At 47.6% G+C, this 19,732-nt stretch carries 15 protein-coding genes, 2 tRNA genes and 1 pseudogene; 14 read left to right on the plus strand and 4 right to left on the minus strand.

Annotation, left to right across the window (positions count from 1 at the left end):
* The first annotated feature begins 21 nt into the window (after nt 1-21).
* Complete coding sequence (locus tag Q0499_RS03055; protein WP_299195923.1) at nt 22-933, plus strand: helix-turn-helix domain-containing protein; 912 nt, start codon at nt 22-24, stop codon at nt 931-933.
* 40 nt (nt 934-973) lie between these two features.
* Here the strand turns inward: Q0499_RS03055 and nhaD are convergent, their stop codons facing one another.
* Nucleotides 974-2,209 (minus strand): sodium:proton antiporter NhaD, encoded by a 1,236-nt coding sequence (gene nhaD / locus Q0499_RS03060; protein ID WP_299195925.1) that lies wholly within the window; start codon nt 2,207-2,209, stop codon nt 974-976.
* A gap of 354 nt (nt 2,210-2,563) precedes the next feature.
* Here nhaD and Q0499_RS03065 point away from each other — a divergent pair, with 354 nt between their 5' ends.
* Nucleotides 2,564-4,000 (plus strand): aldehyde dehydrogenase family protein, encoded by a 1,437-nt coding sequence (locus tag Q0499_RS03065; protein ID WP_299195927.1) that lies wholly within the window; start codon nt 2,564-2,566, stop codon nt 3,998-4,000.
* Nucleotides 4,001-4,216: 216 nt separating this feature from the next.
* Here Q0499_RS03065 and Q0499_RS03070 read toward each other — a convergent pair whose 3' ends face one another.
* Entirely contained in the window at nt 4,217-5,299 is a 1,083-nt protein-coding gene (locus Q0499_RS03070; protein ID WP_299195929.1) for an FUSC family protein, read from the minus strand.
* Between the two features lie 326 nt (nt 5,300-5,625).
* Here Q0499_RS03070 and Q0499_RS03075 point away from each other — a divergent pair, with 326 nt between their 5' ends.
* On the plus strand, nt 5,626-6,471 hold the full coding sequence (locus Q0499_RS03075; RefSeq protein WP_299195931.1) for a mechanosensitive ion channel domain-containing protein: 846 nt from the start codon (nt 5,626-5,628) through the stop codon (nt 6,469-6,471).
* Nucleotides 6,472-6,592: 121 nt separating this feature from the next.
* On the opposite strand, the gene Q0499_RS03080 is transcribed toward Q0499_RS03075, so the two are convergent.
* Nucleotides 6,593-8,728 (minus strand): bifunctional TVP38/TMEM64 family protein/FAD-dependent oxidoreductase, encoded by a 2,136-nt coding sequence (locus tag Q0499_RS03080; protein ID WP_299195933.1) that lies wholly within the window; start codon nt 8,726-8,728, stop codon nt 6,593-6,595.
* A 313-nt stretch (nt 8,729-9,041) separates the two neighbouring features.
* Nucleotides 9,042-9,893 carry a bifunctional methylenetetrahydrofolate dehydrogenase/methenyltetrahydrofolate cyclohydrolase FolD gene (folD, locus tag Q0499_RS03085; RefSeq protein ID WP_299195935.1) on the minus strand — a complete coding sequence of 284 codons (852 nt, stop codon included), beginning with the start codon at nt 9,891-9,893 and terminating at the stop codon, nt 9,042-9,044.
* Nucleotides 9,894-10,348: 455 nt separating this feature from the next.
* Here folD and Q0499_RS03090 point away from each other — a divergent pair.
* The 11 genes and pseudogenes from Q0499_RS03090 to Q0499_RS03140 all read left to right on the plus strand — a co-directional run.
* Nucleotides 10,349-10,424 (plus strand) — tRNA-Arg (locus tag Q0499_RS03090).
* Nucleotides 10,425-10,454: 30 nt separating this feature from the next.
* Nucleotides 10,455-10,530 (plus strand) — tRNA-His (locus Q0499_RS03095).
* Nucleotides 10,531-10,772: 242 nt separating this feature from the next.
* Complete coding sequence (gene tig / locus Q0499_RS03100; protein WP_299195937.1) at nt 10,773-12,110, plus strand: trigger factor; 1,338 nt, start codon at nt 10,773-10,775, stop codon at nt 12,108-12,110.
* Nucleotides 12,111-12,226: 116 nt separating this feature from the next.
* The gene (clpP, locus tag Q0499_RS03105) at nt 12,227-12,847 is read left to right on the plus strand and encodes an ATP-dependent Clp endopeptidase proteolytic subunit ClpP (protein ID WP_299195939.1); all 621 of its coding nucleotides are present in this window, start codon (nt 12,227-12,229) and stop codon (nt 12,845-12,847) included.
* A gap of 180 nt (nt 12,848-13,027) precedes the next feature.
* A complete protein-coding gene (clpX, locus tag Q0499_RS03110; protein ID WP_299195942.1) occupies nt 13,028-14,323 on the plus strand; it encodes an ATP-dependent Clp protease ATP-binding subunit ClpX in 1,296 nt (431 codons plus the stop codon).
* Between the two features lie 169 nt (nt 14,324-14,492).
* On the plus strand, nt 14,493-15,215 hold the full coding sequence (locus Q0499_RS03115; RefSeq protein WP_299195944.1) for a YebC/PmpR family DNA-binding transcriptional regulator: 723 nt from the start codon (nt 14,493-14,495) through the stop codon (nt 15,213-15,215).
* Between the two features lie 507 nt (nt 15,216-15,722).
* Nucleotides 15,723-16,580, plus strand: a complete 858-nt coding sequence (locus tag Q0499_RS03120) for a hypothetical protein (protein WP_299195946.1) — start codon at nt 15,723-15,725, stop codon at nt 16,578-16,580.
* Between the two features lie 116 nt (nt 16,581-16,696).
* A complete protein-coding gene (locus Q0499_RS03125) occupies nt 16,697-17,668 on the plus strand; it encodes a hypothetical protein (protein WP_299195948.1) in 972 nt (323 codons plus the stop codon).
* A 290-nt stretch (nt 17,669-17,958) separates the two neighbouring features.
* The gene (locus Q0499_RS03130) at nt 17,959-18,831 is read left to right on the plus strand and encodes a hypothetical protein (RefSeq protein ID WP_299195950.1); all 873 of its coding nucleotides are present in this window, start codon (nt 17,959-17,961) and stop codon (nt 18,829-18,831) included.
* A 215-nt stretch (nt 18,832-19,046) separates the two neighbouring features.
* Entirely contained in the window at nt 19,047-19,517 is a 471-nt protein-coding gene (locus tag Q0499_RS03135; protein ID WP_299195952.1) for a GNAT family N-acetyltransferase, read from the plus strand.
* Between the two features lie 35 nt (nt 19,518-19,552).
* A pseudogene (locus tag Q0499_RS03140) lies at nt 19,553-19,732 on the plus strand (IS5/IS1182 family transposase); the annotation flags it as partial.

Genomic DNA, 19,732 nt, shown 5'->3' on the forward strand with positions numbered 1-19,732 from the left:
ATGCACTTAATGCTAGAAATGATGAATAAAACTAACAGTGATGCCGGGACTGAGCGGCTAATTTCAACCTACTCACTCTACAGCGAAGAGCAATCACTTGGGGATCCGGAGTTTATCCATATCGAGGATATCCGCACCCGGGCAGAGCTGTTTGACTGGACCATTAATATCCATACTCACCCGAAGATGTTTCAAATCATCTACATACGTAAAGGCAGTGCCAGAATCCATATCGATGGTCTGGAGCAGGTGGAATCCGGCCCCTGTCTGATTACGCTGCCGGCTGGGGTGGTGCATGGATTTGAGTTTGATCAGGAGCGAACCGAAGGCGCCGTGGTGACCGTATCGCAGCTGCTGATGCTGGATGAACAGTTTCAGCGACGCTTTCCTTTCAAAGAGGAGTTGTTGAGTAAAGCACTGATTATCCCACTCTCAGAGAACGATCCGGATCAGGCATTAATCGATCAGCAGGTCAAAGATCTGAGGCGGGAGTATTTTGACAATCAACCCGCCAAGGCACTGATGTTTGAGTGGTTGCTATTCTCACTGCTGGTGCGTATCGGACGTAAGCTGCACTCAGCTTACGGTCGCTCTGAAGTGGGTAGCCGCTATGAGCAGCGCTATAAAGAGCTATGTCAGCTGATTGAGATGCACTATCGGGAACACCTGTCGGCGAATCAGTATGCCGAGATGCTGAATACCACGCCCATCGGTCTGAACCGTGCGTGTGCAGCGGTGGCAGGGAAAAACGTCAGTGAGTTATTGCAGGACCGGCTGATTCTGGAAGCTCAGCGGTTTTTGATCTACACCGCCGCTCCGGCTTCGCTGATTGCCTATGACCTGGGGTTTAAAGACCCAGCGTACTTTTCACGGTTTTTTAAAAGGAGAGTCGGGCTGAGCCCGGGGGCGTTCAGAAACCAGCGGGACAGATAAGCCCCGCTGGACTGATAGTGACAGTCTTCAGCTTAACGATTCAGAGCAGCAGATGAGTCAGCCCCATCACCGCCAGATAACCGCAGGTATAAGCGATCAGCAGCCAGTGAATAAAGCGCAGATAGCTGATAAAAGAAAGTTCTTCGAGTTTGCTCAGCGCAATTACACCGGCAGCAGAACCGACGATCAGAATTGAACCACCAACGCCTACCGCATAGGTCAGACCCAACCATTCACTGGTTGTCATCGGAATGTCCGATTGCAGAATTGCCGCAGTTAGCGGTACGTTATCCACGAACGCAGAAAGAATACCGATGATGTAGTTGGCCACAACCGCTGGCATCAGCGTATACAGCTCAGGCAGTAGTTCGAGTACGGATAGCTCTTTCAGCATGCCGACTAACAGCAGCACCCCAAGGAAGAATAGCAGAGTATCAAACTCGATTTCGCGGACATACTCCAGCACATTCGGGTTCTGTTCTTTGCGAAAAATAATCCGGTGGACAATAAACATCAGCGCCAGGCCAAACAGGAAGGTCAGCACCGGTGGCACAGCGAATAATACGCTCATCGCCAGAGTGCTGATGATGGTCAGGAGAAACAGTGCGGCAATCAGTTTGTCACCAGCGGCGATGGGACGCTTGAACTTTGGCAGGGTGATAATCTCGTTGCTGCCCTGCATCAGAATCAGTGCCAGAATCGCAACACCGATGATGGCTGGAATGACCAGCAGCAGCAGGTTGAGAATTGAGACTTTACCGTTGAGGAAGATCATCAGCGTGGTCACATCGCCGGTAATCAGCGATACACCTCCGGAGTTAACCGCAAATACAATCAACGCAGCAAACTTCAGGGTGTCTTTGGTTTGTAATTTTAATGAGGCCAGCAGAGATAACATGATCAGCGATGCGGTGATGTTATCTGCCAGCGATGAGAACATCAGACCCAAGAGTGCGATCAGAATCATCAGTGAGCTAAGCTTCAGCTCACTGGGGAGCATTCGGTAAACCAGCTGGGTAATCAGGCCTTTTTCGTTGAGATAGGCCACAAAGGTCATCGCGGCCATCAGGAACAGCCACAGTATAGCGATATCAAGGAGCTGCTCATTGAGCGCTTCCTGTATTGCCTGAGGTGATTTTTCGGGGAAAACGAAGGCTAAGATCCAGACCAGAGTACCGATAAACAGCGTCGACTTTGCTTTGTTCAGATGAACAACATCCTCAAAGACGATCAGTACAAAGGCGAGGATAATCAGGCCTAGTAACAGATAATGCATTGTTATTCTCAACATCAAAATTTTATAAGGCCGCTATTTTCTACTTTTGTATAACGTCATGACAATAGATATAACGCTCTATAGGATAAGAAAATTAGGATTAGTACTTTTTAGCCTCCTACTAATATTAATTTGCTGTTTTTCAGATCATTTTTGTACAAATGCCTGGCCTGAAAGCCCGCGGAGTGGTCTCGTCGGTTAGATGCAGGAGCGCTTGGAAAGTGATTTCATATCCTTGTATCGTTAACATTAGTGATATCCACTGTTATCAGCGTTACCACTTGCATAAGTGGCTGTGTCAGGGCTATATCTGTGTCTGTGTTTTAGAAATGTGTATTTAGAAAGGAAAAGAACATGTCTGATAAACGCCTGTTTTATATTGATGGTCGGTGGACTGCCCCGACTCAGAGTAATGACTTTGAGGTGATTGACCCATCGACTGAAGAGGTTTGCGCTGTCATCTCTTTGGGGGGTGAGGCAGATGCTAACGCAGCAGTGGCCGCCGCCCGAGGAGCTTTTGATCAGTGGAGCCAAACGTCAAAAGAGGAGCGGCTGGCGCTGCTTGAGAAACTTCAGGATATATATAATGAACGCTCAGAGGAGATGGCTGCGGCGATCTCTGTAGAGATGGGCGCGCCGATTGCGCTGGCTCGCACCGCTCAGTGCGGCAGTGGTTCTGGACATATTAAAAGCCTGATCCGGGCGTTGAAGGGTTATGAGTTTGACAAGCCTTTGGGGGCGCATGCACCGGATAATCGTATTCTGCATGAGGCCATTGGTGTCTGTGCCCTGATTACACCGTGGAACTGGCCGATGAATCAGGTCACCCTGAAAGTGGTTGCCGCACTGGCTGCAGGCTGCACCATGGTGTTAAAACCCTCTGAAATCGCGCCGCTGTCTTCGATGTTATTCGCTGAGATGATCGATCAGGCGGGATTTCCTGCCGGGGTGTTTAATCTGGTGAACGGTGATGGGGCCGGTGTTGGTTCCGCCCTGACAGGACATCCGGAAGTGGACATGGTCTCCTTTACCGGTTCAACCCGTGCCGGTATCGCGATCTCTAAGAACGCTGCGGACACCGTTAAGCGTGTGGCACTGGAACTAGGTGGTAAGGGTGCCAATATCGTCTTTGCCGATGCTGATGATAAGGCCGTGATGCGTGGCGTCCGTCACTGCTTCAATAACAGTGGCCAGTCCTGTAACGCCCCGACCCGGATGCTGGTGGAACGTTCGATCTACGATCAGGCGGTAGCAACCGCTGCGGAGATTGCCAGTCAGACTACGGTTGATCGTGCAGCAATTGATGGTCGGCATATCGGCCCGGTGGTGTCACAGTTGCAATATGACAAGATTCAGGCCCTGATTGAAAAAGGTATTGCCGAGGGTGGCCGCGTAGTAGCGGGCGGCCCGGGTAAGCCAGAAGGGCTGGAGAAAGGCTATTTCGTTAAACCGACAGTGTTTGCCGATATCAATAATCAGATGAGTATCGCCCGTGAGGAGATTTTTGGCCCGGTGCTGACAATCATCCCCTTTGATACTGAAGAAGAGGCGATCGCGATTGCCAATGATACTCCTTACGGACTGACTGACTATGTTCAAACCCAGGATAGCGAAAAGGCTGCCCGGGTTGCTCGTCGCTTGCGTGCGGGTATGGTGCAGATAAACGGTACCAGCTTAGGCGCAGGTTCACCGTTTGGCGGATATAAGCAGTCAGGTAATGGCCGTGAAGGCGGTGTCTGGGGGCTGGAAGACTTTCTGGAAGTTAAAGCCGTATCCGGTTGGAACGTATAATTCGTTAAAACCTGCGATCTGATAAGCTTTTGAAAGGGACAATCTTTTGAAAGGGTAGAGTCTTTTGCAAGGGTAGAGTCTTTTGAGACGGGCATGGCCGATGGGTCATGCCCTTTTTTTTTAAATCTCGCTGTGCCCAATATGATCTTCCCGTTGCGGTGGTCTATGGGGCGTTTATGAGAGTCAGAAAGGGCCAGTGTCTGCCAGGTTTCAACTTTATGCTGACCGCTTCGCCAGGCATTTTTGAACAGCATCAACAAAGGGCCGGTGATGTATCACCCAGCCGCCGATATAACCGATAAAGCTGCCCAATATAATATCGAATAACCGTGACAGTATCAGAATGTCTGTTGATGTGTTTGCAATAGCAACATCTGAAAATATGACTGTCAGAGGCGTAATAAATATAACCGCCAAACCGTAGTTACGGGTTATTAGTACTTCGATAAAAAAGCTCAGTAGAAAAATCAGCAGTGCTAATGTCCAGGTAGAGGGGGACAGAGAAAAGATTGCCCAGGCGATACCCATCCCAATCGTCGTGCCAACTATTCTGTGAACATTACGGTGCCAGATGGCGCGAAACGTCGCCCCCTGCATAATCGCCGCGGTTGATATGGGCACCCAGTAGGGATTGTCGAGGTTAACCAGCAGGGCGAACAGATATCCGCCACCGACAAACAGACTGATAGCCGCAGACTCGATGCTGATTGCGAGGATGTGATGATCAGGCTCTTCCGTCGGTCTGTGAGTGTACTCTTTAGAAAAATAGATCTGGTAAACGCTATAGCAAAACGCCAGTAAGCAGGCACTCATTGAACCGAACATCAGAATTCCGGTTCGCTCAGCGGCCAGAGGCAGATCGAAGGGGATGGTTCTGGCAAGGCATGCGACGACCACAAAGAACAGCGTGCCAGGGGGCGGAACCGCGTAAAAGCGACAGATGAGTGTTGCCAGAAAGACATTCAACGTCAGGGTTGCCGCTGAAACTAAAGGGTCGAAGCTGGTTAATACGCCGACAGCAAAGCTCAGTGCAAAGCCAAAGGCGCAGGTGGCCAGGGTCATCATTCTGCGGGAGATGTTGGTCTGTCGCATGTAGAGAATGGCCAGTCCGCCCATGCAGGCTAACATCGCCGTTGAAAACTCACCCAGCCAGGCACCCACGAATGCTGGTAACGCGACAGAGAATGCCGAAATTGCCAGAAATCCCAGAGGGCGTTTGTGCTCACTGAGCACTAATAACGGTTTAATCACCTCCCAGATGCCTGCGCTACCGGGTTTTACAGCGTTATTGTTGCTCAATGATTGTCCTTAATTTCAGCGCTACAGGTGTGGATGGCTTTTTGAACAGAAAAGCAGAGACTGACACTCTGTGTCAGATATTTGCTATTTGAAAATGCTTTAAGTGTAAGGGATAGAGTGTACTGGATAGTAGGGGAGGTAAACAATATTTGCGATACCGTCCTGGCAACAAAATGGTTTTAATCATGCGCTATCCGCAGGCCAATGACTGCGTAAGAATACTTGACTCAAAATTAGGGTTGTTATTCACTGCTTCGGCTTATTAGCGTGAAGCGTTATTCAGATCTTTCTCCTCCTATGGAAAGACGATAAGGGAAAATAAAACGATGTCGGAACTACTAGAAAAAATTGATGTTAACCAATACTTTCCAGCAGCGCTGGACTGGGCAAGCAATATCCTTCTGGCCATTGTTATTCTGTTGCTGGGGCTATGGGTTGCGGGCAGAATGAACAAAGTGATTGTTGCTGCCAGCAAAAAGAACAAACACCTTGATGATACGCTGTTCCGCTTTCTCGGCAGTGTGGCCCGCTACATCATCATCGCGTTCGTGATGATCGCCGTATTGAACCGCTTTGGTGTGCAGACTGCGTCTATCGTTGCGCTGCTAGGTGCTGCGGGTCTGGCGGTAGGTCTGGCGCTTCAGGGAGCGATGTCAAATCTGGCTGCCGGCGTTATGCTGCTAATTTTCCGGCCCTATAAAGTGAATGATTTCATTGAAGCGGCAGGGCGCTTTGGTAAGGTGACAGAGATCGATATGTTTACCACCATTTTGCAAACCTTCGATAACCAGCAGATCATTGTGCCTAACTCGCAGATCTGGGGTGATCAGATTATCAACCACTCTCATTATGATGTGCGGGGTGTCGATATGCATTTTGGCGTGGCGTATGCTGAAAGCACTGATGCCGCTCGTGCAGTCATCGAAGCGGTTCTGGCAAACCATCCTCATGTATTGAAAACACCCGCGCCCTTTGTTGAAGTGGAAACCCTGAATAACAGTTCAGTCGATTTTCTGGTGCGGCCATTCTGTAAGGGCGAGCACTACTTTGATTTGTTGTACTCTGTGCCTGAACAGATTAAGAAAGCGCTGGACGAGAACAATATTGAGATTCCATTCCCACACCGTAAAGTGATTCTGGTGAATGAAACGACTAAAGAGTTGGTGTTATAAATAGCTTAATATTTATTTCTCAAGCTATTGATTTTAAAGTTTTGTGATATTTAAAAGCCCTGATTTTTTGCCAGGGCTTTTTTATTCATCCAGCAAAATATTTGTGATCTCTCCAGGCGTATCAGCCTCGTTTCCAGCGGTGAAACTTCTCCAGCCAGCCGAGAATCTTTTGTGGTGCATGCTTCTTTTTCCACTCGCCGGCGACAAAACGATTCGCTTCATTAAGGGTTGGGTACGCGTGCAGAGTACCGAGAATTTTGTTCAGGCCCAGTTTGTTTTTCATCGCCAGGGCAAACTCCGGCAACATCTCTGCGGCATGTTCGCCGACCAGCGTAACCCCGATGATCTTATCGCTACCGGGCTTTAATAGCACTTTAACAAAACCAAATGCGGCTTCATCGGTAATCGCCCGATCCAGCTCATCCAGATTGTAGCGTACCGCTTCATAGGCAATCCCTTTATCTATCGCCTGTTTCTCATTCAGGCCAATACGCGCTACTTCAGGGCTGGTGTAGGTGGTAAAGGGGATGAAGGAATAATCCACCTTGAATTTACGGAACTGCCCAAACAGTGCATTTACCGAGGCGTACCATGCCTGGTGAGCAGCGGCATGGGTAAACTGATAAGGCCCGATGACATCACCGCAGGCCAGTATGTTCGGGATCCGGGTGCGTAGATAGGCATCCACCTGGATGGTGCCACCGGGTTTCGCTGTGATACCCAGCTCTTCCAGTCCAAATCCGCTGACATTGGCGGTACGGCCGGTGGCGACCAGCAGTTTGTCAAAGCCGATACGTTTTTCTTGGTCATTGTAGCGACAGACCAGCTCAAACCCGGTTGGGGTTGTCTGAAACCTGAGGGGCGTATGGCCGGAGCAGATGCGGATGCCATCCTGTTTCAGTCGTTCTTCAACCAAGGCAGCGGCATCCTGATCCTCACGGGTGAGTACCTGATTGCCTCTGAAGAGAATTGAAACATCGCTGCCGAGCCGGGCAAAGCACTGTCCCAGTTCACAACCGATAGCGCCTGCGCCGAGTACCAGAAGACGTTCAGGGCGCTGACGCAGTCCCCAGATAGTGTCTGATGTTAGCGGGTCAACCAGTTCTATACCGGGTATCTCCGGGAGAGTCGGGCGGGCGCCGGTTGCAATAACAATGTTGCGGGTGGTGATGATCTTGCCATTTACTTCCACTTCCCAGGGGCTGCGAATATGTGCATCACCGGTAACGCAGTCAACGCCGAGTGATTCATAGCGTGCGATTGAGTCGTGCGGCTCAATGGTTTTTATCACCCGTTGAACCCGGTCCATTACCTCGGAAAACTCATATTCTACTTCAGCTTTACGGATGCCAAGCCCTTCGGCGTCGCGAATATCCGCCAGGAAATGCGTGGTACGGATCAGTGCTTTGGAGGGGACGCAGCCGGTATTGAGGCAGTCGCCGCCCATCTTGTGGCGCTCTATCAGAGTGACTTTGGCTTTAGTGGCGGCTGCGATGTAGGACGTTACCAATCCACCGGCACCCGCACCGATGACCACTATGTTGGTCGAAAAGGTTTTTGGCCGGGTAAAGCCTTTATAAACCCTGCGCCGTTTAACCGCATCAACAACGGATTTGGCGATCCAGGGGAAGATGCCCAACAGACAGAACGAGAGTATCAGGCTGGGTGAGAGGATATCGCCGGGTTTTTCGATGGCGGCCAACTGGGTGCCTGCATTGACGAAAACTGCGGTGCCCGGCAGCATGCCTAGCTGGCTGACCCAATAGAAGGTGCCCGCTTTCATCCGGGTCATCCCCATGACGGCATTAATAACGAAAAACGGGAATAGGGGTACCAGTCTCAGGGTGAACAGGTAAGAGATACCATCTTTTTCAATCCCCCGGTTGATTGGCTCAATATATTTGGAAAATTTGTTGGTCAATGGCTCCCGTAGCAGATAGCGGGAGATCAGGAACGCCAGGGTTGCGCCAATCGCGCTGGCAAATGACACCAGAAACAGACCGGTAACCAATCCGAATACCGCCCCCCCCATCAGGGTCATTACCACTGCGCCGGGAAGGGATAGGGCGGTTACCACGATGTAGATCAGCATAAATGCGGCAATCGCTGATAACCTGTTATTCACTACCCAGCTTTGTAAGCTGTCCTGTTGTGATTTTACATATTCAAGATTCAGGTAGCTGCCCAGGTCCAGTAGGAAAAATGCACTGATCAGGGCTGCAATGATAACGATCAGAATAATTTTTTTACGATTCATAAGCAGGTTTGCTCATCAGAGGTTGGCGGTGTGTTTGAAGTATTAACGCTGTACGTCAGGTTGTTTCGGTCTTGTCCCGAAATATAGTGTCATACTAACCTGAAAATAGCCTGAAAATAGCCTGAAAATAGCCTGAAAATAGCCTGAAATAGTGAACTTAACGATGATCATAGGTTCAATGATATGTTGATCGGTTAGGTCGCAGATTTTACGCTGCCTCCACCTATGTAGAAAACTCTGAGAATGGCCAATAAAAAAAGGCCTTTTATGGTCTCCGTAGGAGGATAAAAGGCCTTTTTTACAGCGATTAGTCTCAACTGTGATTATTGGCGGCTTCCAGGGTGTTTTCCATCAGTGTAGCGACGGTCATCGGGCCGACACCGCCAGGCACTGGTGTAATCCAACTGGCTCTTTCTGCAGCTACTTCATAGTCAACATCACCCACCAAGCGGCCATCTTCGAGACGGTTGATACCCACATCAATAACAATAGCGCCGGGTTTAATCCACTCGCCCTTGAGCAGGCCCGGTTTACCGACACCGACAACGACGATATCAGCACGCTGAACGTGACTGGCAAGGTCCTGAGTAAAGCGGTGGGTTGTAGTGGTGGTGCAACCCGCCAGTAACAATTCAAGGGTCATAGGCCGGCCAACGATGTTGGAAGCGCCAACGATCACTGCATCTTTACCGCGGATCGGTTCGCCGGTTGATTGCAGCAGTGTCATGACACCTTTGGGTGTGCAGGGGCGCAGTGCTGGAAGTCGTTGGGCAAGACGTCCCAGATTGAATGGATGAAAACCATCAACATCTTTTTCAGGCCGGATGCGCTCAAGAATCTCATTCGCCTCCAGGTGTGCTGGCAGGGGTAGTTGCACCAGAATGCCATCAACGCTTGCATTACCGTTAAGCTCATCGACCAGATCCAGCAACTGTTGCTGGGTGGTTTCGGCAGGAAGGTCGTAAGAGACCGATTCGATACCGACCTCTTTACAGGCATTTTTCTTGTTTCTGACATAGACCTGAGAGGCAGGGTCGAAGCCAACCAGAACCACTGCCAGACAGGGGGCACGTTTACCCGCGTCAATACGGGCTTTAATCCCAACTGCAACCTGTCCGCGAACATTTTGGGCAATCTGTTTGCCGTCAATTATCTGAGCGCTCATCTTACGAATGTTTTCCCCAGTCATTAATTTTGATGGCGCGGATTGTCTCATGGTTGCACCTATCCTCCAAGGGGAATTGCTTCAGGCTTTCTTTATAGGCTGCTGGGCTATATCGCTTTCAAGCAGTCTTGTATATATCGGTTTTACTGTGGGTTTTCCTCTCTATAAATTTTTGCGTTCTTATGGTTGTTTTGAAAAGTGCATTCAATAAGCGCTTTCAATGAGTGCTTTTGACAAGTGCTTTCAATAAGAGCTTTTTATAAGCGTTTTTAAAAGTTGACCGGGTTCAGGATCGGCGGGAGATGGAAAATCGCTAAGTGTCTTATTTTGTTAAATTTTTAAAAAAGGGTGTTGACGGGATATAAAGCGATATATATTATGCGCACCACCTTGAAGGGAGGGCAGTGACGTACTCCGGTACAGATAATTCTTCAGGCAAGGTCGGGCAGTGTCAGGCGCCCGTAGCTCAATGGATAGAGCACTCGCCTTCTAAGCGAGCGGTTGCAGGTTCGAGCCCTGCCGGGCGCGCCAAAAAAGGCTGACAAAAAATGTATTGTTATGGTGGGCGTAGCTCAGTTGGTAGAGCTCCGGATTGTGATTCCGGCGGTCGTGGGTTCAAACCCCATCGTCCACCCCATTTCTCTGTTTTTCCGTATTCTTTCTGCTTATATAAACCCCATCTGAATCTGATATTGCTGTTTGCTCTGTATACGTTGATATTCAACGCTTTTCACTTGACTAATAGTGCCGCTTCCCGGACAATTTCCGCCTTTAGAAATTCTGGCACCTGTTGTTACGGGCTTTATGTTCATACATAAGGGTAAATAGCGGGTCAATTTTCAGATTTGTAACGATACAAATAATTTTGTGAGGAATTCCATGCAAGTATCCGTAGAAACCACTACTGGTCTTGAACGTCAGCTGACTGTTGTTGTACCTGCTGATCGTGTTGACGGCGATGTAGCTAAGCGTGTTCAGCAAACAGCCCGTACTGTTCGTCTGGACGGTTTCCGTCCTGGTAAAGTGCCTCTGAAAGTGGTTAAAAAACGCTACGGCCAGGGTATCCGTCAGGAAGTGATCGGTGAAGTTGTGCAGCAGAGCTTCTATGAAGCTATCCAGCAGGAAAACCTGACTCCAGCTGGTGGCCCGAATGTTGAATTTAAAAACGACAAAGAGGGTGAGGATTTCTCTTACACTGCAACATTTGAAGTGTATCCGGAAATTGCACTGGCCGACTTTTCCAGCGTAGAGATCGCTAAGAACTCCGCTGAAGTTAAAGATGCTGATCTTGATCAGATGATCGAAACGCTGCAGAAACAGCAAGCTGCTTTTGCAGAAGCTGATAAAGCGGCGGCTGAAGGTGATCAGCTGAATATCGATTTCGAAGGTTTCATCGACGGTGAAACATTTGACGGCGGTACTGCTACCGGTATGGACCTGGTGCTGGGTTCCAACACAATGATTCCGGGTTTTGAAACCCAGCTGGAAGGCGTTAAAGCAGGCGACGAGAAAGAAGTTAACGTAACTTTCCCTGCGGAATACCACGCTGAAAACCTGAAAGGTAAAGATGCTAAGTTCAACGTTAAAGTGAACAAGGTTTCTGTTCAGGAACTGCCTGAACTGAACGAAGAGTTCTTCGCTAAGTTTGGTATCGAAGAAAAGACCGTTGACAGCTTTAAAGTTGAAGTGCGTAAGAACATGGAGCGTGAGCTGACTCAGGCGCTGAAATCCAAGCTGAAAGAAGCGGTATTCGGCAAGCTGGTTGAGATTAACGCAATTGACGTTCCTGCTGCCCTGATTGATGGTGAGATTGACGCTATGCGTCGTCAAGCTATCCAGCAGTTTGGTGGTGCTAACGCCAATATCGATCCTAACATGCTGCCGAAAGAGATGTTTGCTGATCAGGCTGCCAAGCGCGTAAAAGTAGGCCTGCTGGTTGCTGAAGTCATTAAAGCAAACGAACTGAAAGTAGACGAAGATCGTGTTCGCACTACCGTTGAAGAGCTGGCTGCTACTTACCAGGAGCCTCAGGAAGTTATTGACTGGTACTATAGCAACCAGGAGATGCTGAATCAGGTTAAGAATCTGGTTCTGGAAGATCAGGTTATGGATCTGCTGCTGGATTCTGCTAAGGTAAGCGAAACCGAACTAAGCTATGAAGACGCAATCAAGCCAGCCGCACCTGCTGCTGACGCTGAAGAATCTGAAGAGGCGTAATTGCCCTTCGCCTTAATTGCGTTTATAAAAGAACGGCTGTCGGCTTAGGTCGGCTGCCGTTTTTTTTTCTGGACGTGTGTTAAGCACGTTGTTAAGGAATTTAGGAGAGATTTCAAATGTCGGATTTTTATAATGGCCCTACAGTAATTACTAGCAGTGGTCTGGTGCCCATGGTTGTCGAGCAGACAGCGCGTGGTGAGCGTTCTTACGACATCTACTCTCGATTACTCAAAGAACGGGTTATTTTCATGATTGGCCAGGTGGAAGACCACATGGCTAACCTGGTGGTTGCCCAGCTGCTGTTTCTTGAGTCTGAAAACCCGGACAAAGATATTCACCTGTACATCAACTCTCCTGGTGGCTCAGTGACTGCAGGTTTGTCTATCTATGACACGATGCAGTTCATTAAGCCTGATGTAAGCACTATGTGTATCGGTCAGGCGGCCAGCATGGGCGCATTGTTGTTAACCGGTGGCGCAGCAGGTAAGCGTTACTGTTTGCCGCATTCACGGATGATGATCCACCAGCCTTTGGGTGGTTATCAGGGCCAGGCAACGGATATCGAGATTCACACTCAGGAAATTCTGACGATTCGTGACAAGCTGAATACCATCATGTCCCACCATACCGGTCAGGATATGGCTACTATCAGCAAAGATACCGACCGGGACAACTTTATGTCGCCTGAGCAGGCAGTTGCCTACGGCCTGATTGATCAAGTAATGGCCAGCCGCTAAACGTTTGCTGTTGTGCGGAGAGTGATCCTGAATTGATGCAGGCCCCTTACAACCTCTGTAAAAAGAGGGCGATTTTAAGTTTGATTTAACGCGACGCACATTATCGCTATAATGTGCGTTTAGCGAGAAAGAAATTATAGGTCCTGGCCGGATATGGCAGGGACAAACAGAGGTAGTTGAATGTCCGACGATATCAACGGTAAAGGAGGAAGCGATGACAGCAAACTGCTGTATTGCTCTTTCTGTGGTAAAAGCCAGGACGAAGTAAAGAAACTGATAGCAGGCCCGTCTGTATTTATCTGCGATGAATGTGTTGATCTGTGTAACGACATCATCAAAGAGGAGATTCAGGACGCGGAAGAGACCCGGGAAGAGGGTGATCGCCTGCCGACTCCGGCTGAAATTAAAGAGAATCTGGATGCGTACGTGATTGGTCAGGAACGGGCCAAAAAAGTACTCTCCGTCGCGGTATATAACCACTACAAGCGTCTGCGCTTTCAGCAAACTGCCGGTGATACCGATGTTGAACTGGGCAAGAGTAACATTTTGCTGATCGGTCCGACCGGTAGCGGTAAAACTTTGCTGGCTCAGACACTGGCGAGAATGCTCAACGTACCGTTTACCATTGCCGATGCAACCACCCTGACCGAAGCCGGTTATGTGGGTGAGGATGTTGAGAACATCATTCAGAAGTTGCTGCAGAAGTGTGACTACGATGTAGAGAAAGCCCAACTGGGTATCGTTTACATCGATGAGATCGATAAGATCTCCCGCAAATCAGATAATCCGTCAATCACTCGTGATGTGAGTGGTGAAGGTGTGCAGCAGGCATTGCTGAAACTGATTGAGGGTACCGTTGCGTCTGTGCCGCCGCAGGGTGGTCGTAAGCATCCGCAACAGGAGTTTTTGCAGGTAGATACCTCCAATATTCTGTTTATCTGTGGTGGTGCCTTCGCCGGTCTGGATCAGGTTATCAAGCATCGTAGCGAGAAGAGCTCTATCGGCTTCAATGCTGCGGTTGTGAGCAAGGAAGAGACGCGTAAGATCACTGATATCCTGGCAGACCTGGAGTCTGAGGATCTGGTCAAATATGGTCTGATTCCTGAGTTCGTCGGCCGTCTGCCGATGGTCGCTACTCTGACTGAACTGGACGAAGACGCGCTGATGCAGATTCTGACTGAACCAAAGAACTCGCTGACCAAGCAATACGCAGCGCTGTTCGGAATGGAAGGTGCTGATCTGGACTTCCGTGAAGATGCCCTGAAGGCGGTTGCCACTAAGGCATTGGAACGTAAGACCGGAGCCCGTGGTCTGCGCTCTATTCTGGAAGAGAATCTGCTGGATATCATGTACAGCCTGCCGTCTCAGAAAGGGATCTCCAAGGTGGTGATTGATGAGGGCGTCATCAACGGCGTGTCTGATCCGATCCTTATCTATGAAAATCTGGACGCACCGAAAGCGGCTGCTGAAGACTGATATTTATCAATGATATGTAAAGACGCGCCCTCGGCGCGTTTTTTGTACCCTGATCAAACAATCCTGTGTTAACAGCGGTATTTGTTAACATTTAGGATGCATACACTAGAGCTTAGGCGGGTGAGCGATTAGAATGTGCCCTGCCTTCATGTAAGAAAGAGATTTTCCAATGGGAAGAAAGTTTGAAGTACGTAAGGCTTCCATGGCTAAGACTCAGGGAGCTAAATCCAAGGTATATGCCAAGTATGGCAAAGAGATCTATGTAGTTGCCAAAAACGGTGGTGTCGATCCAGAGGGTAATCTTTCCCTGCGTCGTCTCATCGAAAAAGCCAAAAAAGATCAGGTGCCTGCCCACGTTATCGAAAAAGCGATCGACAAGGCTGCAGGCGGCGGTGGTGAGGATTTCCTGCCAACCCGTTATGAGGGTTTTGGTCCCGGTGGCTGCATGGTTATCGCTGATTGCCTGACCGATAACAACAACCGTACCTTTGGTGATGTCCGGGTTGCTTTCAATAAAGGTAAGGCAAAGCTCGGCGGTCAGGGCACCGTTGCCCATATGTTCGATCACCGTGCAGTGTTTGTTTTCCCCCACGACGATGAGGATGAGGTCCTTGAGTTGCTGATGGAAGCGGATGTTGATGTGGCAGAGATCGAGAGTGAAGACGGCAATATCACTGTCTACGCGCCGCATACTGACTTCTTCAAGGCGAAAACCGCACTGCATGAAGCGTATCCGGATCTTGAAGTAGAGGTAGAGGAGATTACTTTCATCCCTCAGACCTACACTGAGCTGGCCGGTGAAGATCTTGAACAGTTTGAGACCTTCTTAGAGATGCTGAACGACGTAGAAGACGTTCAGGAGGTCTATCACAACGTTGAGATGCCTGATTGATTTTAGGTTTTACTTCGTTAGATAAGAAAGACTGATGTGGGAACATCGGTCTTTTTTTATGGGGCTAAGAAAAGGAAGTGGCTAGATCGCGGCTTCGCCGCTGCTAGTGGTTAGAACGTCGCTGCGCGACTGGCTAGAAAAAGCAAAGATTCAGAGCGGTTAGGGCTTCGATTATTCTTTGATGTCGAATCGCGACAATTTTACAGTTTATTTTATTTTGCTCTGCGGTTATGCTCAGATTATCGTTAGATAAGGGCTTGTTTTGCTGCTTGATGAGTTAGCAAAACGTCAGAAAAACAAAGGGATAGGTTGAAACGCTGGCGGGATACTACGCCGGGTCAGGAATGCAACTGCGCATTCTCGTTTTTGTCTTAAAGGAGATTGCGATGTCAGTTTTTTCCTCTTTATTATCTGATAGTTAGTATATCTTTAGTAAATTCAGCCTGGCATGCATATGCGCCGGCGTAGTATTAAGATGTTATGCACTAAGTGCCGGAGAACGAATATATGAGTGAAACTGCAGGCACAGTGATCAAGCTATTGTCCGCTTTGACCTCACCAAAAGCTTCAGTCAAATACTTATCAGTGGGTATTTTTCTTGTGCTTTCGTGGAAGTATCTCGATAACACTCTAGCTTCTTTGGACGCGCCAAAAGAGCATCATAGCCTCATAGTGTTGCTAATTGGGCTTGGCATAGGATCTCTTATTGGACAGGCCATTTATGTTGTAGTTTCTTCAATATGGAAAAAAATTGATACTTCCATCAAAGAGAAGAAAGAAAAGCAGAGAAAAGACGAATTAGAGAAAGCTCAACAACGATCAGTTGATCAAGAAAATGAAGAGTTTCTAGAGGGGTTCAAAAAAGCATTTGAACATTTCCCTTATTGGAAAAGGGATGCCCTTAGACTACTTATAGATAAGGAACAAAGAATGGAGTGGAGTTTAGATTATGTAAACTCTCTCAAAACCAACAAATATATTCTTCGCACCATAAATATTGATAGTGATACTGATCTCTATAAAATTCATCCCGCAATCCGAGACTATGTAAAGGCCCAGTGGAAAGCTGAGATAGATTCAAATATGGCAGATTTTTTCGGAAACCTAACGCCAGAGAAAAATGAATTAATTGAAGTTATGAAGTTTACTGAAGAAGAGTTTAAAGGCCCAATTAGTCAAGCCTGCGCAGATTTGGTATATCCGATACATCCTTGCTTCACTAGGGAAGCTGAAGACGAGATTGGATTTTACATTTCATTTCGGAATCCGTACTGCAGCCTATTTAATGAAAAAACTGGCCTAGAGCTCATAGATGAGGTTTATATTAAGCATAGTTGGGTCCGCAGTGAAGATGTGAGCGCATGAAAATGCATAACAAAGCCAAGCACGATCCCCAGCAAAGCTGGCTGGACCTACATTCCGCTGCTTCGCAGCTCCATTACGGCCCGTGTTGGCGGCGTTAGATTTACAAGGAGAATAGCATGACTTCAGTCGGAGGGATCGAGCTCCATTACTACCTTGAAGATGGCGAGCACTCCATGGATGCTGTTCTTCGCAATCGTTGTGAGGCTGAATTACTCGCTATTTTTCAGGAGGTTGCCTTTACTCTTGGGTTACCTGTTCAGATTGATGCACAAGCGCTTGCAGAAGGTGGCTTGAGAGAGATTTGGACATGGGCAGGAGAGAATTCTGGGCAGTTGAGTATTGTTCTCTCCGTTGTGGCTATTCTTGTCTCCCTTGCACCACAGATATACGAATCAGAGGAAGAGGCGCTCAGCAAAGAATTAACAGAGCTCAGTATTGAAGAAAAAAGACTTCAGATTGAAAAGTTGCGCCAAGAATTACGTGAAATCGAGTCCAGAACTGAGAATGCTACACGAGATAACGCCGTTCACTTGTTGAAGAAAGAACCCAAGATAGTAGTCAGAAGGTCGAACTTCTACAAAAACCTAAGTGATCGTGATGACGTAGAATCAATCGGAATTTCACCTCTAGACAAAAATCTCAAACCTTTTTCCCCAGAAAGAAATGTTCCTAAGGAGCGATTTCACGATTTCATACTGACTTCGCATTCGATAAAGCCTTTGATCATCGAGAACGCCAATATTGAAGTTGTTAGCCCTGTATTGAGAGAGGGTCGGTATAAGTGGAAAGGGATTTATGACGAGCAGGTTATTGGTTTCACAATGCAGGATGCAGCTTTTCAACACCAAGTGTTAAGGGAGGAAATCACCTTTCAGCATGGTACGTTTTTAGAGTGTGTTCTCAACGTTTTTAGAAAGCTCGATGAGGTTGGTGAGGTTGAGATAACCGGATATGTTGTGACAACTGTAATTCGTAAATATGACGAAAGGCAGTCGATCGAGACTCCGCAAGGAAAGAGTTATAAGCATGCTCAGAAATTGCGAGCCTCCCAATCAGACCTATTCCGAGACGGCATACAAGAAATCTAACCAGTGCAGGCAAGTTAAAGAATCAATGGGGTCAGGTCTTGCATTTTGCAGGATTGAGAAAATTGGATGAACTCTCGTGCAAAATTCAAGACCTGCCCGCGGGATTTCTTGACATCAATGAGAATATGGATCGGGTTTGCGGAATTATTGAGTCATGGAATAGTTAAAATGTAACAAGCGCATGTTGTCGGACTGCTTTCCCGCTGCGCTTCAAATCAGCGGCAAGTGAGGGCGTTATAGCCATGAAGAGACATGAGTTTTGGCGGCATGTGTATCGCCAGAATAGATATATGGAATATCTTTCTCAAGAAGACCTTGAGTCAAGGACGAGGGATATTATTACAAATATGATGACGCTATCTGACAAGGGTCAGATAAGCTTACATGGTCTCAACGACGTGGGTGAATACTGGATGATTAAATGGACCCATGTTTTAGAAGAGTTCCAAATAAGATATGGGCCTTACCCCAATGGCTTTACGAATGGATTCCTGAAAAAAGCCTCTATTGTTAACCCTTCATTCCCATCTCCTCCCAAAGCTAAAGATGCCATTGAGAAGATAGGCGGCATTCCTGATGGCGCTTTATTTAAATTTGGGAAAGCTGAACATTTAGATGATATGTATCGCAAAGGTAGCATAAGGATCGCTCCAGCCTCTTACTATGATGATCCTTCGTTAAATAGTGCAATTAGAGATGATGAGCTTTCATTTACTGTTCAAGCTAAGCCGGAGTCTGTACAAATTAAGAACAATAAGGGTGATGAAATAAAACCCAAAGGCAATGTCAGTTTTACCATTGAGAGCACAACTAACTATTATGTCTCTTGCTTTGCGCAAAAATATACGTTCAGGGAATATGATGATTTTGAGGCTGACGCATGCATTGTTATTCGGGAGCCTGGGATTTTCATCGAAAGAATGATTCACTCGCTCGAAGCAGGTGTATCAGACTTTACAGGGTATGCTGCGCCGGTTAAGTATATTGATCCCCTAGTTGCTAAATCTAAAGATGTAGAAGTATTTATTTCTAAACATTTTCGGTATGCGTATCAAAACGAATTTAGAATTATTTGGCTCCCAGAGAAACAAGTAAAGAAGCTGGATGCCCTTTTCATAAACATAGGGAGTATGGAAGATTATTCCGATATCATCCATGTATAACAAAGCCAGCCAGGAAAATTAGGGGCAGGTCTTATGATGCGCGGTGAAAAAATTAGGGTCAGGTCTTGCATTTTGCAGGGTTAAAAAAATTGGATTTACTCTCGTGCAAAATTCAAGACCTGACCCCAGGATCCATGCGCAAGACCTGACCCCAGGATCCATGCGGGATCCAGCTGACCCCGGGATTACATTTTTATCGAAAATAGGCAGTTTTTATGACAATATCGTTTGAAACCCAAAGGTTGAAAGTGGATGAAGTTTCAGGTGAGCTAGCTTCGGTTGAGCGCTCACTTCTGCTTGAACAGATACCTAAAATTCTAACGCCATTAGTTGTTAAAAACTTACCTCCATATTTTCATGGTATTACTTCCAGTGAATTGGCGGGAATCTGGCTTGACCGAATGTTGTTGGATAGTCGGTTACTTCAAGTAAAATCCGAGGCGCATAAGTTAATCGGTTTTCTGTTCGCCTATGTAGAAAACGAAAGTGATGCGCATATAGGTTACTTACTCACTGAAAAATGCTGGGGCAAAGGACTGGCGAGTGAACTACTGCAAACCTTTATAGTAGAAGTGGCTAAGGTTGAGTCATGGTCAAAGCTTATTGGTGGTGTTGACGTATCTAATGATGCTTCTGCTAACTTGCTTAAAAAGTTAGGGAAGTTGCGAATAAGTCCCTCCTCTTGAGACAATCTGCGATGCAACCTTCTCAGAGATAAGCCATGGATCATCAACTTACTTTCGCCGACAGCGAGTTCAATCAAAAGCGCAGAATAACCCGTAAAGAGATCTTTCTCGGACGCATGGATAATCTCATACCCTGGCAGCGTCTTGAGAAGATTATCACACCGCATTATCCCAAAGCGGGCAAGGGTCGTCAGCCATATCCACTCTCTACGATG

The sequence above is a fragment of the uncultured Amphritea sp. genome, assembly GCF_937127095.1.
Lineage (GTDB): Bacteria > Pseudomonadota > Gammaproteobacteria > Pseudomonadales > Balneatricaceae > Amphritea.

Coding starts and splice junctions, on each gene's coding strand:
- Q0499_RS03055 (WP_299195923.1), top strand. CDS start 22: ATGAATAAAACTAACAGTGATGCCGGGACTGAGCGGCTAATTTCAACC.
- nhaD (WP_299195925.1), bottom strand. CDS start 2,209: ATGCATTATCTGTTACTAGGCCTGATTATCCTCGCCTTTGTACTGATC.
- Q0499_RS03065 (WP_299195927.1), top strand. CDS start 2,564: ATGTCTGATAAACGCCTGTTTTATATTGATGGTCGGTGGACTGCCCCG.
- Q0499_RS03075 (WP_299195931.1), top strand. CDS start 5,626: ATGTCGGAACTACTAGAAAAAATTGATGTTAACCAATACTTTCCAGCA.
- Q0499_RS03080 (WP_299195933.1), bottom strand. CDS start 8,728: ATGAATCGTAAAAAAATTATTCTGATCGTTATCATTGCAGCCCTGATC.
- folD (WP_299195935.1), bottom strand. CDS start 9,893: ATGAGCGCTCAGATAATTGACGGCAAACAGATTGCCCAAAATGTTCGC.
- tig (WP_299195937.1), top strand. CDS start 10,773: ATGCAAGTATCCGTAGAAACCACTACTGGTCTTGAACGTCAGCTGACT.
- clpP (WP_299195939.1), top strand. CDS start 12,227: ATGTCGGATTTTTATAATGGCCCTACAGTAATTACTAGCAGTGGTCTG.
- clpX (WP_299195942.1), top strand. CDS start 13,028: ATGTCCGACGATATCAACGGTAAAGGAGGAAGCGATGACAGCAAACTG.
- Q0499_RS03115 (WP_299195944.1), top strand. CDS start 14,493: ATGGGAAGAAAGTTTGAAGTACGTAAGGCTTCCATGGCTAAGACTCAG.
- Q0499_RS03120 (WP_299195946.1), top strand. CDS start 15,723: ATGAGTGAAACTGCAGGCACAGTGATCAAGCTATTGTCCGCTTTGACC.
- Q0499_RS03125 (WP_299195948.1), top strand. CDS start 16,697: ATGACTTCAGTCGGAGGGATCGAGCTCCATTACTACCTTGAAGATGGC.
- Q0499_RS03130 (WP_299195950.1), top strand. CDS start 17,959: ATGGAATATCTTTCTCAAGAAGACCTTGAGTCAAGGACGAGGGATATT.
- Q0499_RS03135 (WP_299195952.1), top strand. CDS start 19,047: ATGACAATATCGTTTGAAACCCAAAGGTTGAAAGTGGATGAAGTTTCA.